This is a genomic window from Spirosoma terrae (genome assembly GCF_010435915.1).
GTDB classification, from domain to species: domain Bacteria; phylum Bacteroidota; class Bacteroidia; order Cytophagales; family Spirosomataceae; genus Spirosoma; species Spirosoma terrae.
In genome coordinates, this window is record NZ_JAAFZH010000001.1 from 706,076 (window position 1) to 718,637 (window position 12,562).

Annotated in this window: 13 protein-coding genes; all 13 read left to right on the top strand. The window is 46.0% G+C overall.

From position 1 onward, the window contains the following. Positions 1 to 75 precede the first annotated feature (75 nt). The 13 genes from GK108_RS03040 to GK108_RS31060 all read left to right on the top strand — a co-directional run bounded on the left by GK108_RS03040 (position 76) and on the right by GK108_RS31060 (position 12,560). Complete coding sequence (locus tag GK108_RS03040; RefSeq protein ID WP_163942527.1) at positions 76 to 765, top strand: DUF3431 domain-containing protein; 690 nt, start codon at positions 76 to 78, stop codon at positions 763 to 765. 126 nt (positions 766 to 891) lie between these two features. Next, positions 892 to 2,385: a M20/M25/M40 family metallo-hydrolase gene (locus tag GK108_RS03045; protein ID WP_163942530.1), complete on the top strand. Its 1,494-nt coding sequence runs from the start codon at positions 892 to 894 to the stop codon at positions 2,383 to 2,385. A 128-nt stretch (positions 2,386 to 2,513) separates the two neighbouring features. Beyond that, on the top strand, positions 2,514 to 2,912 hold the full coding sequence (locus GK108_RS03050) for an FtsL-like putative cell division protein (protein ID WP_163943788.1): 399 nt from the start codon (positions 2,514 to 2,516) through the stop codon (positions 2,910 to 2,912). Continuing rightward, a complete protein-coding gene (locus tag GK108_RS03055; protein WP_163942533.1) occupies positions 2,902 to 5,016 on the top strand; it encodes a penicillin-binding protein in 2,115 nt (704 codons plus the stop codon). The genes GK108_RS03050 and GK108_RS03055 overlap by 11 nt, the downstream gene beginning before the upstream one ends. A 94-nt stretch (positions 5,017 to 5,110) precedes the next feature. Next, positions 5,111 to 6,574: a UDP-N-acetylmuramoyl-L-alanyl-D-glutamate--2,6-diaminopimelate ligase gene (locus tag GK108_RS03060; protein ID WP_163942537.1), complete on the top strand. Its 1,464-nt coding sequence runs from the start codon at positions 5,111 to 5,113 to the stop codon at positions 6,572 to 6,574. Between the two features lie 109 nt (positions 6,575 to 6,683). Beyond that, on the top strand, positions 6,684 to 7,892 hold the full coding sequence (mraY, locus tag GK108_RS03065) for a phospho-N-acetylmuramoyl-pentapeptide-transferase (RefSeq protein WP_163942540.1): 1,209 nt from the start codon (positions 6,684 to 6,686) through the stop codon (positions 7,890 to 7,892). A 125-nt stretch (positions 7,893 to 8,017) separates the two neighbouring features. Continuing rightward, positions 8,018 to 8,461 carry a 50S ribosomal protein L13 gene (rplM, locus tag GK108_RS03070; RefSeq protein WP_163942543.1) on the top strand — a complete coding sequence of 148 codons (444 nt, stop codon included), beginning with the start codon at positions 8,018 to 8,020 and terminating at the stop codon, positions 8,459 to 8,461. A gap of 5 nt (positions 8,462 to 8,466) precedes the next feature. Beyond that, on the top strand, positions 8,467 to 8,853 hold the full coding sequence (gene rpsI, locus GK108_RS03075; protein WP_163942546.1) for a 30S ribosomal protein S9: 387 nt from the start codon (positions 8,467 to 8,469) through the stop codon (positions 8,851 to 8,853). Positions 8,854 to 9,017: 164 nt separating this feature from the next. Then, positions 9,018 to 9,848, top strand: a complete 831-nt coding sequence (gene rpsB / locus GK108_RS03080; RefSeq protein WP_163942549.1) for a 30S ribosomal protein S2 — start codon at positions 9,018 to 9,020, stop codon at positions 9,846 to 9,848. Between the two features lie 219 nt (positions 9,849 to 10,067). Beyond that, positions 10,068 to 10,901, top strand: a complete 834-nt coding sequence (gene tsf / locus GK108_RS03085; RefSeq protein WP_163942552.1) for a translation elongation factor Ts — start codon at positions 10,068 to 10,070, stop codon at positions 10,899 to 10,901. 133 nt (positions 10,902 to 11,034) lie between these two features. Next, positions 11,035 to 11,622: an RNA polymerase sigma factor gene (locus GK108_RS03090; protein WP_163942555.1), complete on the top strand. Its 588-nt coding sequence runs from the start codon at positions 11,035 to 11,037 to the stop codon at positions 11,620 to 11,622. Between the two features lie 140 nt (positions 11,623 to 11,762). Beyond that, the gene (locus GK108_RS03095; RefSeq protein WP_163942558.1) at positions 11,763 to 12,371 is read left to right on the top strand and encodes an RNA polymerase sigma factor; all 609 of its coding nucleotides are present in this window, start codon (positions 11,763 to 11,765) and stop codon (positions 12,369 to 12,371) included. Positions 12,372 to 12,386: 15 nt separating this feature from the next. Then, positions 12,387 to 12,560 (top strand): hypothetical protein, encoded by a 174-nt coding sequence (locus GK108_RS31060; RefSeq protein ID WP_170305372.1) that lies wholly within the window; start codon positions 12,387 to 12,389, stop codon positions 12,558 to 12,560. The last annotated feature ends 2 nt before the right edge of the window (positions 12,561 to 12,562 follow it).

Here is a 12,562-nt window from a genome sequence, read left to right on the forward strand (position 1 = left end):
AATCGGAAGCTGTCAGGACAATGAATTCTTTACGACCTTTGTCTGCTTGTTTGATGTTCTTGCCGAAAAGCTGTCATGATTGAACTCGTTGTTGCCCGTTATACCGAAAACCTGAACTGGTTACGTAACATACCGTCCAGTATTCAAAAAACGGTATATGCTAAGAACATGGCAGACATAGCAGACCAGGAGGTTATATCCCTTCCGAATATTGGCCGGGAGGCACATACGTATTTACATCATATTGTTAGCCGCTACGAATCGCTGGCCGACTGGACCGTTTTCTGTCAGGGAAAACCGTTCGATCATGCCTACGATTTTAAGAAAAGTCTGAAAGCATTCGTCGATCAGCCTGATTCAATCGGTAGTCCTACGCAGAAGCACTTTCGATGGTTAGGGCACCTGATCGACACAGATGATTGGCAGGGGGAACGGCTTTTTCGGCCCTGGAGCAAAAACGAAGACGGCCGCGGACTCGATATTCGGGGGTTCCACCGGGCGCTATTTGATGCCGATGGACCTGAACTATACACCTTTGTGTTAGGAGCCCAGTTTGCCATTCATCGGGATGCCATTCGGGCGCTACCACTGCGCTTTTATGAGCGTGCCTTGTCGGTATCCGTTACGTTTCCAGATGCTGCCCATTGTTTTGAGCGGAGCTGGGATCGGGTTTTTGGTCTTACCGGCCTCGATGCGGATTGGTTAGCCGGTCGGCAAACAGTACGCCTTAAGCCAATGAAACATCAACTACTCGAAGCGCTTTAGGACTACTATTTTTTGCGGAATTTGGAGCCGGCAAACGAACGCTTTTATTCCATAAAGTGTCTACTCTTTCGGGCCCGTAAATCAGTGGCCTTTTTGTATCTTTAGCGAAGAATCAACCCTCCTTCTATGCACCGAACGTTTTACGTGCCTCGCTTCCGGCTCGTCCTGTTCTGTATCGGCACGGCCGGCATACTCACTGCCTTTTATACCAATGTAATTTCCCTCGAAAAAGCCTTCCTGCGTATCAATGAGGAGGTTACGAAGAATAGTCGGGCCTACGAAACGCTGTCGGATGCCTCACAACGGGTGGGTCATCGGCTGACAGGGAGTCCAAACGGTACTCGTGCGGAAACCTACGCCTTTGATTTATTGTCTTCTTACGGTTTTAAAGACGTTCGTTATGAGCCGTTTGAGGTTGAAGCCTGGACGCGGGACACCGTAACCCTCTCGGTTGTTCCTAATCGGAGCGATAATTTTCGGGATGTTCAGGTTGTTTCGTTAGCCCATTCGCCCGTTGAAGCCCATGTCAAAGGCGAAATTGTGGATGTGGGCAATGGATTGGAAGGCGATTTTGCCGCCTTGAAAGATAAATTGAAGGGCAAAATAGCACTAGTTAATATTGGATTGGCGGCTCCAACAAAAGGAGCGCGTAACCTGCACCGTTCCGAAAAAACAGCACTGGCTATTCAGTATGGGGCATCTGGTGTAATTATGGTGAATCTGGTGCCGGGCAATGTATTGCTCACAGGAACGGCTTCGGTTACCGGCAAACTGATTTCTATTCCGTCTGTCTGTATCTCCTACGAAAGCGGACAGGCGCTACGTTTATGGATGCAGGAAGAAGTGAGCCCGCTTCAGGCCGTTATTGACATGACCAACACGAGTCGGAAAATCAAGGCACGTAACGTAATTGCTACGCTTAAAGGGTCAAAATATCCGGACGAAAAAATTGTCGTGGGCGGCCACCTCGACTCGTGGGATTTAGCAACCGGAGCGATTGATAACGGTATCGGGTCCTTTGCCATTATGGATATTGCCCGGACGTTTAAGGCTCTGAAGTTGAAACCTAAACGTACGATCGAGTTTGTTCTCTTTATGGGTGAAGAACAGGGGCTGCTTGGCTCAAGAGCTATGGTGGGAAATCTCAGGAAAAAAGGGCAACTGGATAAAGTGCGGTATATGCTGAATCTGGATATGACCAACGACCCCAATGGCCTGAATGCATTTGGGCGATCGGATATGGTTTCTTTCCTGACAACTGTCGGCGAAACGATGAAACGTACTGAGCCAGCCTTTGCCAATCAGATGCAGAATCAGGCCGGATTGCACTCTGATCATCAGCCATTTATGCTGGAAGGGGTGCCGGTTGTGGGTATGAACGGGCATCTGGATAGATCAGTTCTTGATTGTTACCACGCGAATTGCGACCGGATTAATCTGGTCAATGCCGATCAGCTTAAAAATACAGTTCGCTACGCGGGGATGCTACTCTATGCTCTTGCCGATGCTGATGATATTCCAGCCCGTCGACAGACCGATTCGCAAACACGCGATTTTCTGGTGGCCCAGGGGTTACGAACGCCCTTGCAAATTGCCAATGAATGGCGCTGGAAGGAATAAAGACTAGCAACTAAGTGGACAATATTGAAAGCGATGACTCTTGAAAAAAGATGTCATCGCTTCTTATTTACGGGCTATCGGTAGCAGTGAGTTTTTCGTTACTTTGTGGCTACGAATCCCTCCCCATAATGGCTAAAAATACGTTCCGTGAGCCCGCGCGGGCAGCGAAGCAGAAAAAGCAGCGACGCCGAATCTGGATGGCGTCCTGGTTGAATGATTTTATTGGTCTGGACCGATTATTTGGCGAAGACAATGCATGGCCTATTCGCCATATCGATCGAATTTTGTGGGTTACTTTCCTGCTGGTATTGTATATCGGTCTGAATCATAATGCCGAACGGCTTGTCCGGAGAATTCAGCGAACAAAAAATCAGGTCGATGAACTACGAGCGCAGGCAACCGTGCTTCGGGCTAATTTTGATAAAAGCGGTAAACAGTCTGAACTGGCCAAACGTGTAGTAGGACTCGGTTTGACGGATAGCGAGAACCCACCCCATAAAATTGTAGTCAAAAGCGATGAACATTAAGCAGGACATTATTCAGCGGGCCAACCATGTTTACTACGTAGTGATTCTGTTGGCGCTGGGCGTTATTTTTCGGCTGGTCTATGTCCAGTATTTTCAGAAATCAAAAAGTGGGAAATTCTGGCGGGAGCGAGTTGCGGCAACTGTTATTCAGCGAGATACGATCCGGGCTCAGCGGGGGAATATTTACGCGGTTGATGGAAGTTTGCTAGCTACGTCGCTACCTACCTACGTTGTTGGTCTCGACCCAACCGTGGCCAAACAGGAGTATTTTAACAACAAGAAAGATTCATTGGGCTTGCTACTATCCCGAATCTTTGGCGATCGGTCGGCCAGGGATTATACTGATATGGTAACCGACGCGCGGTCACATAAACGACGCTACGTTCCCCTAAACCGACGGCGTGTTACGTTTGAAGAACGGCAGATGATGCGTAAGTGGCCATTCTTCAGGTCGACGGCAAAAGTGGCGGCTCGGGGTGGGGTACTCCGACCTTATTATGAGCGATATCATCCATTTGATCAAATGGCCGAACGGACAATTGGCAATCTTGATGTCAGAACGGGGCGGGGATTGATGGGATTAGAAGCCAGTTTTCAACCAGCTTTGGCGGGTAAAAATGCTGTCGGGCTGGTTGAAGTCTTATCGGGTGGCGTTCGGAAACCGGTTGAAGATGGGCCCGATATGAAGCCTGAGAAAGGTATGGACCTGTACACGACCATTGACGTAAACTATCAGGACATGGCCGAAACGGCGCTACGTTCGGCGCTTGAAAAATACAATGCGGCCAAAGGGTGTGTGATTGTGATGGAAGTGGCTACGGGCGAAATCAGAGCCATTGCCAATCTGACTCGCCAGGGCGATCATTACGTAGAGAATTTTAACCACGCACTGGCTGGCCGAACAGATCCCGGATCTACGTTCAAACTGGCAACCATGATGGCTTTACTGGAAGAAAAAGCCATTTCGCTTGAACAGCCAGTGGCTACCGGGGGCGGGTCTACTACGTATCATAATTTGGTTATTAGTGATGCCAAACGAGGAGGATCGGGTACCATTACAGCCAGACAAGTTTTTGAAAAATCATCGAACGTTGGCACCCACCTGCTGATGAGAAGCTATTTCTACAGCCGGGCCGATAAATATTGTTCGTACCTACAACGATTTCATCTGACTAAGCCAACAGGAATTCATATGAAGGGGGAAGCTATTCCGGTTGTTCGGAACCCAGATATGAAAGGTTGGAGTAAGATTTCGTTAACATCCATGAGCTACGGGTACGAAATGCAGATAACGCCCTTGCAAATGCTGGCTTTTTATAATGCAGTGGCTAATAACGGGCGCTGGGTTCGTCCCATGCTTGTCAAACAAATTAAGCTTGATGAGCAGGTAGTGGAAGATAACCAGCCATACGTATTACCGGAGCCAATTTGTTCTCCTCAGACGGCCCGAAAAGCGCAGGAGCTGCTTCGTGGCGTTGTTACGCGTGGAACGGCCCGCCATATCAATAACCCTAATTATGCTATTGCCGGTAAAACCGGTACAGCCCAGAAAATCATTAATGGCAAGTATCAGGTCGGTAAATATTATACGTCGTTCATTGGTTATTTCCCTGCCGATAAACCGAAGTATAGTATGATAACTGTTGTGGATACGCCACAGGGAGATAATATTGATTTGCTCTATGCCGGCTCCGTAGCAGCCCCGGTTTTCAAAGAGGTCGCAGATCGGATTGTTGCCTACGATTATCGAATGCATGCCCCACTACGGGGTCATTCATCGGGTCCGCGCTCAACAACAGGGCTATTGGCGGGTTATGCCGATGATTTACACACTATCAGTTCTACGCTGAATATACGTAACGAACCTGCTGGCGAAGGCTGGGTTGAAACCACTGCTTCGGGGCGATGGCGATCGCGCCCGACGCGTTCGGGGCGCGTGCCCGATGTACGGGGTTTGTCGCTGCGTGATGCGGTTTACCTGTTAGAGAATAAGGGACTGCGGGTCGTAATTGAAGGTCGTGGAAAAGTTAAAGAGCAGTCTATTGATCCAGGGACTGGGACAGATGGACTGAGTTCAAAAACGATTACGATAAAGATGGGCTAGCAACAGCCAGAGCAACAATAAGAAAATTAGGTAGAACGAGCCTCAATCTGTTTTTTTGCAGTCGAAAAACGGGTATGAGGCTCGTTCATTTAGTATGCAGCTAAAAGATCTTCTTTATAAAATTCCTCTGCTGGCAACGTCGGGCAGTATGGAAACCGACATTACCAACGTAACGATGGATTCCAGAAAAGCTGGGGTTGGTAGTTTATTTATCGCTGTGCGGGGTACCGTTACCGACGGTCACAGTTTTATTGAAACCGCCATTTTACAGGGTGCTGCTGCTATTGTATGCGAAGAACTCCCTGCTGAACTGCATAAGGCAGTTGCTTACGTGCGTGTTCAGGACTCGGCAAAAACGATGGGCTTAGTGGCTGCCAATTTCTACCAGCAGCCATCCCAGAAGTTGAAGCTGGTTGGCGTAACGGGCACTAACGGCAAAACATCAGTTGCTACGTTACTTTTCCGGTTGTTCCGAGGGTTAGGTTATCGATGCGGTCTGTTATCAACGGTTCAGAATCAGATAGATGATCAGGTTATTCCGGCTACACACACAACGCCGGATGTTATTACGATCAATCAGTTGTTGACTCAAATGCTGGAAAATGGCTGCACGCATGTGTTTATGGAAGTAAGCTCACACGCGGTTGTGCAGGAACGTATTGCGGGCTTAACGTTTGCGGGAGGGATTTTTACCAATATAACCCATGATCATCTTGACTTTCACAAGACGTTCGACAATTATATCCGAGCTAAAAAAGGGTTTTTTGACCAACTGCCTGCAACGGCTTTTGCCTTAACCAACGTAGACGATAAGCGCGGTTTGGTAATGCTCCAGAACACAGCCGCCCGAAAGGAAACCTATTCTCTGCAAACGCTGGCAACGTTTAAGGGGAAAATTCTGGCCGATAGTTTATTCGGTTTGAATATGCTGGTCGATGATAAGGAAGTATGGTTTAAGCTGATCGGTCAGTTTAATGCCTACAATCTGCTGAGTGTCTATGGTGCTGCTGTGTTGCTAGGCGAAGATCCAGCCGACGTATTGATGCTCCTGTCTGGAATAACACCACCACCTGGCCGATTTGAGCAGGTGGTTTCTGAGGATAAAATTGTTGGTATTGTCGATTACGCACATACGCCCGATGCGTTGCAAAATGTATTGGAAACGATCAATGGGTTGCGCCAGGCCGATGAGCAGATCATCACCATTGTTGGCTGTGGTGGTAATCGGGACGCTGCCAAACGACCTATCATGGCCGACATTGCCTGTCGGTTTAGCAACCGGGTTATTCTAACCTCAGATAATCCACGTAACGAAGATCCAATGGCCATCCTGGAACAGATGCAGGCTGGCGTGTCGCCAATCGACTACAAGAAGACCGTAACGATTGAAGACCGGCACGAAGCTATCGAGCGGGCGGTATCGATGGCGCGCCCGCACGATATTATTTTAGTGGCCGGTAAGGGTCACGAAACCTATCAGGAAATCAAGGGGGTTAAATACGATTTTGATGACCGTGCCGTACTACGTAACGCTTTTGCGGAACGCGGAAATCAGTAACTTTGACACAATGTACACTCGTGAATGAAAGAATGATTGAACGATTGAGTATAAAGTACGGTAGCTCGGTCAATCAGTCAATCACTCAGCCATTCAATCATGCTCCCATATGCTCTATTACCTATTTCATTTTCTTGACGAACGCTACAACTTTCCCGGAGCCGGGGTTTTTCAATATATCTCGTTCCGTGCCCTGGGCGCGGTAATTACCTCACTACTCATTGCCGCTGTTTTTGGCCGGCGTATTATTGACGGTCTTCGTACTCTGCAAATTGGTGAATCGATTCGGGATCTTGGTCTGGAAGGGCAGATGCAGAAGCGTGGGACGCCAACCATGGGCGGTTTTATTATTCTGGCATCGCTACTGATTCCGGCATTGCTCTTTGCTAAACTGTCGAATGTTTACATCGTGCTAGCCCTTGTTTCAACCGTATGGACGGGATTGATTGGGTTTCTGGACGATTATATCAAAGTTTTCAAGAAGAATAAAGAAGGGCTACACGGGAAATTTAAAGTAGTTGGGCAGGTTGGTTTAGGCTTAATTGTAGGCCTAACACTCTACTTTAACGAGTACGTCAAAATACGTAAATATGCTCCCCGGCGACTTGCTACGTCCGACGTACCGGATGTGTATGTGGATATTAAATCAACGCTGACAACGGTTCCTTTCGTTAAAAATATTGATTTCGATTACAGTTCATTGCTGTTTGGACTTTTGCCGGACAGCTATACCTGGATCGTCTACGTATTGGTCTGTATTTTTGTTGTTACGTTCATTTCTAACGGTGCAAATATTACCGACGGTATTGACGGTCTGGCAGCAGGAACATCCGTTGTTATAGGGATAACGCTGGCTATATTGGCTTGGCTATCAAGTAATAAGATCGCTTCGCAGTACCTGACTATCATGTATATCCCTAACTCTGGCGAGTTGGTAATTTTTTGTGCCGCCTTTGTTGGTGCTTGTGTCGGCTTTCTGTGGTACAATTCCTACCCTGCTCAGGTTTTTATGGGTGATACTGGTAGTTTGATGTTGGGGGGAGTTATTGCTGTATTGTTTTTAGCGATTCGAAAGGAATTTATGATTCCGCTTGTTTGCGGGATTTTTCTGGCCGAAAACCTGTCTGTGATTATTCAGGTAGGCTATTTTAAGTACACCAAGCGTAAATACGGAGAGGGGCGACGAGTGTTCCTGATGTCGCCTTTACACCACCATTTCCAGAAAAAAGGCTATCACGAGGCTAAAATTGTAACCCGCATGTGGATTGTCGGTATAATTCTGGCGGTGTTGGCATTAGCTACGCTGAAGCTACGTTAATAAGGAAAACTTGGCAGGTCCTTGTTTTTCAGCACAATAACTTCTATATTTGCACTCCCGTTTTGAAGCGGGAGTGCTTTTTTGTAAGCAAATCATTAGAAATCAATTAATTAGTCTCCATAACAGTGAATACGCTCAGTTACAAAACCATCTCTGCCAACAAAGAAACGGTGCAGAAGGATTGGATTGTGGTTGACGCTCAGGGCGAAGTGCTTGGTCGGCTGGCCAGCCAAATCGCACGTCTGATTCGCGGCAAACACAAAACCAATTTTACACCACATGTTGACTGCGGAGATAACGTGATCGTGATCAACGCCGATAAGGTGCGCCTTACCGGTTCAAAGTTGACCGACAAAGTTTATGTCCGCCACACAGGTTATCCTGGTGGTCAACGGTTCGCAACGCCCCGGCTACTGCTTGAAAAGCACCCCGAGCGCATCATCGAACACGCCGTAAAAGGCATGTTGCCAAAAAATCGGCTTGGTCGTCGGTTGTATACCAACCTATACGTTTATGCTGGTGATCAACATCCGCACGAGGCTCAGCAACCTAAAGCAGTTAAATTCTAAGCATAATGGATCGTATTAATACCATTGGTCGCCGTAAAACTGCCATTTCCCGCGTTTATTTGTCGGCGGGCAGCGGGGCCATCTCGGTAAACGGAAAAGATTACAAACAATATTTTCCGACCGAAGTACTGCAAATCATTCTGAACCAGCCTTTTTCTACTATTAATGGAGTTGGCGGTTACGACGTGAAAGTGAACGTTCGTGGTGGGGGTGTAGCCGGTCAGGCAGAAGCAACTCGCATGGCTATCGCCCGTGCGCTAGTTGAACTGAACGCTGAGTTCCGTTCTCCACTTAAAAAAGAAGGTTTCCTAACACGGGATTCACGTATGGTTGAACGGAAGAAGCCAGGTCGGAAAAAAGCCCGTCGTCGCTTCCAGTTCTCGAAACGTTAATTTTGTTTATCGTTTTTGTTTATCGTTCTGGCGCTAGAGGTATTCATTAGCAGGCACAATCAATAAACCAAAAGCTTTAGACCAATAAAACTTGTCCAGACTGCCCTTAGATGATGCCGACGGGTGGTGCTGCGTACTACTAAAAAACATTTTTCATAACGGAAATGGCACAAATCGAATATAAAGACCTCCTTGACGCTGGTGTACACTTCGGTCACCTAACGCGCAAGTGGGACCCTCGGATGGCTCCGTATATCTTCATGGAGAAGAACGGTATCCACATTATTGACCTCAACAAGACGTTAGCTGCTCTGGATGAAGCGTGCAATGCTATTAAAGGTATTGTTCGTTCGGGCCGGAAAGTGATGTTTGTAGCAACGAAAAAGCAAGCGCAGGAGATCGTTTCGGAAGAAGCGCGTCGTCTGAAAATGCCATTCGTAACCGATCGCTGGCAGGGCGGTATGTTAACGAACTTTGCTACGATCCGTAAGTCACTGAAAAAAATGCAAACGCTGGACAAGATGCTGAAAGATGAGGAGACCATCAAAAGCATCGCCAAACGTGAGCGTTTAACCCGGTCACGCGAGAAAGAAAAGCTGGAGCGCGTATTGGGCGGTATTGCCGACCTAACCCGCTTGCCTGCAGCTCTTTTCGTTGTTGACGTAAAACGTGAGCACATTGCAGTTGCTGAAGCACATCGTTTAGGTATTCCTGTATTTGCTATGTGTGATACGAACTCAAACCCAGACGAGGTTGATTTCGCTATCCCAGCTAACGACGATGCTTACAAATCTATTTCTCTAATTACGCTTGCTATCGGTAAGGCTATTGAAGAAGGCCTGATGGAGCGTAAACAGGATAAAGATGATCAGCGCGTTCAGGAAGAAGAGGAAGCTAAACGCAATCAGGATCTGGCTCAGGCTAGTGCTGAAGGCGAAGACGCGCCCGAAGCGGCTTCTCCAGCTGCTGTTGCTGAAGACGAGCAGGAAGCATAAATCAGTTTACAGTTTTTAGTTTATAGTCTTCAGTTGATTAGTTCTAGAGAAGTCTGTGTTAGCCAACTGAAAACTATAAGCCGGAAACTGTAAACGTAATAATAGCCCGTAGCCAGCCGCTATGGGCTATTCTGTAACTAACGGAGCTTGTTGTTACCAGCGTGTTAGGAACAGTCAGAACTGAAAACAGAAAACTTAATAACAGAAAACTTCACTAAGATGGCAATTACCGCTGCTGACGTAAATAAGCTTCGGCAAGAGACCGGAGCCGGTATGATGGATTGTAAAAAAGCCCTTACCGAAGCTGACGGCGATTTTGAAAAAGCAAAAGAGATTCTGCGGAAGCAGGGTCAGAAAATAGCTGACAAGCGTGCCGATAATACAACCTCTGAAGGGGTAGTACTCGCCCACGTAAGTCAGGATGGTAAGAGCGGCAAAGTTGTTGCTCTGGCTTGCGAAACGGAACCTGTTTCTAAGGTAGCTGATTTCCAGAACCTCGCCATGGCTGTAATTAGCACAGCTGTTGCTACGAACGCTGCTGACAAAGCTTCGTTGTTAGCAACTCCTCAAGCTGATGGACGGGCCTTGCAAGATCATATCACTGATCTGATGGGTAAAATTGGTGAAAAAATCGACGTAGCGTCGTTTGAAACAGTTACCGCTGATCAGGTTGTTTCTTACATCCACTCAAATGGCAAATTGGGCGTTCTGGTAGGTCTTTCCAATACGAATGGTACAGACGTAACAGAAGTAGGGAAGGACATTGCTATGCAGATTGCTGCTATGAAGCCGATTGCCGTTGATAAAGATGGCGTTGATGCAACTGTAGTAGAGCGTGAAATCGAAATCGGTAAAGAGCAGGCTCGTCAGGAAGGAAAGCCTGAGGCAATGCTCGAAAAAATTGCTTTAGGAAAACTGAACAAGTTCTATAAAGAAAACACCTTGTTGAATCAGGAGTTTGTGAAAGATAATTCATTAACTATCGCACAATTACTTGAAAAGACAAGTAAAGGATTAACCGTATCAGCATTTAAGCGCGTTGCTATTGGATAATTCCTCCCAATACTTACCGTTTAGTAAACCCTGGCTAAATAGCCGGGGTTTTTTCGTTTAAATGAAATCGATAACTAATAGTTACTCGTAAGTAAGTCCATTTGTAAGCTACCATATCTTAACATTATCTACAATGGAGTACTTTTCCGATGAAGACCTTGTGCGGTTGTATGTAAATACGCAAAGTAGTAACTATTTTGAGCTTATTTATAAGCGATATTGTCGTGAAGTTCATAGAAAGTGTCTGTTATTCACGCAGGATGAAGCACAGGCAGAAGATTTAACTCAAGATATATTTTTAAAGTTAATTAGTAGACTTAATACGTATAAACAACAGGCCAAATTTTCTACTTGGTTATATAAAATTGTACGTAATCATTGTACAGACCACGCCCGTATAGTTCGTGTGAAGCAGGAAACAATAAATGATGATAATTGGGATCGGATAGCGTTTTCTATTTCGGATTCAGGGCCATCTGACGAAAAAGATAAAACAGAATGGCTAATTAGCCAGGCAATGATGATTCTTAAAACTGAGGAACAGGGATTGCTACGTATGAAATATATAGATGGAGTTAGTATCAGAGAGATTGCGGATCAGTTTGCTAGTACTCCAAGCGCGGTCAAAATGCGCTTAAAACGCTCGCGCGATCGATTTCGCCAGTTATATTATGAATTATCTTTTAGTGAAGTAATCCACGTCCCTTATAGTAATAGTTAAGAATCGTTATTACACGCCTGTAACTTACTTTTTTGTCTATATTGCTTCTCATCTACCGATAATTAAATCTTTTATGACTAAGTGAACGAATTACGTTACTTTACTTGTTTCTCGGGTCTTAAAGAGTAATACCGAATCAAATGAAACAATTTACGGACGAAGAGTTAGTCCGGTTATATGTGGAAACGCAAAAGAACGCCTATTTTGAGCGTTTATATGAGCGCTACTGTGATAAAGTTTACCGAAAATGTCTTTCCTTCACAAAAGATCCATTACAAGCTGAAGACTTAACACACGACATATTTTTAAAGCTAGTGATCAAACTTGGTGGCTTCAAAGAGCAGGCCAAGTTTTCGACATGGCTATACTCAATTACGTATAATCACTGTACAGATCATATGCGCTCTCCTCACAGGCGTACTGAGGTCTATATGGATGAGGGCTGGGAACGGCTGGATGTTGGAGAGGATGATGGTCTTGCTGAATTGGCTGAGATGGAAGCCCAGCAACTCAGGAAAGCTATGGACCAACTCGACCCAACCGAACAAAGCTTATTATTAATGAAATACCAGGATAATGTAAGTATACGTGAACTAGCTGATTTGAATGGAATTACTGAAAGCGCAGTAAAAATGCGCCTGAAGCGTACGCGTGATAAACTTCGTAAATATTACTTAGAAGGAGCCTTATTCTGGTTATTGATAGCAATAAAAGCAGTCCTGTCCATTCGCTGGCCTTTTCGATATTAAACCTAACTATAGCATATGGAGCCAAATAACCCATTTCTTGCCTTAGAAACAGACGACCAATGCCCACCACACTTAAAAGAGGAACTATTTTCCGAAATTGATTTGATTCGGGATGTTGCTACCGTGATAGAACTCTATATCGGAGATCTGTTTGGCGTGGCATCAGTTATGGCTAACCCATCTCGTTAATA

What these genes read in the sequence shown, in the direction of transcription:
- GK108_RS03045 (WP_163942530.1), top strand. Translation starts at nt 892, where the DNA reads ATGCACCGAACGTTTTACGTGCCTCGCTTCCGGCTCGTCCTGTTCTGT.
- GK108_RS03095 (WP_163942558.1), top strand. Translation starts at nt 11,763, where the DNA reads ATGAAACAATTTACGGACGAAGAGTTAGTCCGGTTATATGTGGAAACG.
- GK108_RS03040 (WP_163942527.1), top strand. Translation starts at nt 76, where the DNA reads ATGATTGAACTCGTTGTTGCCCGTTATACCGAAAACCTGAACTGGTTA.
- rpsI (WP_163942546.1), top strand. Translation starts at nt 8,467, where the DNA reads ATGGATCGTATTAATACCATTGGTCGCCGTAAAACTGCCATTTCCCGC.
- GK108_RS31060 (WP_170305372.1), top strand. Translation starts at nt 12,387, where the DNA reads ATGGAGCCAAATAACCCATTTCTTGCCTTAGAAACAGACGACCAATGC.
- tsf (WP_163942552.1), top strand. Translation starts at nt 10,068, where the DNA reads ATGGCAATTACCGCTGCTGACGTAAATAAGCTTCGGCAAGAGACCGGA.
- GK108_RS03055 (WP_163942533.1), top strand. Translation starts at nt 2,902, where the DNA reads ATGAACATTAAGCAGGACATTATTCAGCGGGCCAACCATGTTTACTAC.
- rpsB (WP_163942549.1), top strand. Translation starts at nt 9,018, where the DNA reads ATGGCACAAATCGAATATAAAGACCTCCTTGACGCTGGTGTACACTTC.
- GK108_RS03050 (WP_163943788.1), top strand. Translation starts at nt 2,514, where the DNA reads ATGGCTAAAAATACGTTCCGTGAGCCCGCGCGGGCAGCGAAGCAGAAA.
- GK108_RS03060 (WP_163942537.1), top strand. Translation starts at nt 5,111, where the DNA reads ATGCAGCTAAAAGATCTTCTTTATAAAATTCCTCTGCTGGCAACGTCG.
- mraY (WP_163942540.1), top strand. Translation starts at nt 6,684, where the DNA reads ATGCTCTATTACCTATTTCATTTTCTTGACGAACGCTACAACTTTCCC.
- GK108_RS03090 (WP_163942555.1), top strand. Translation starts at nt 11,035, where the DNA reads ATGGAGTACTTTTCCGATGAAGACCTTGTGCGGTTGTATGTAAATACG.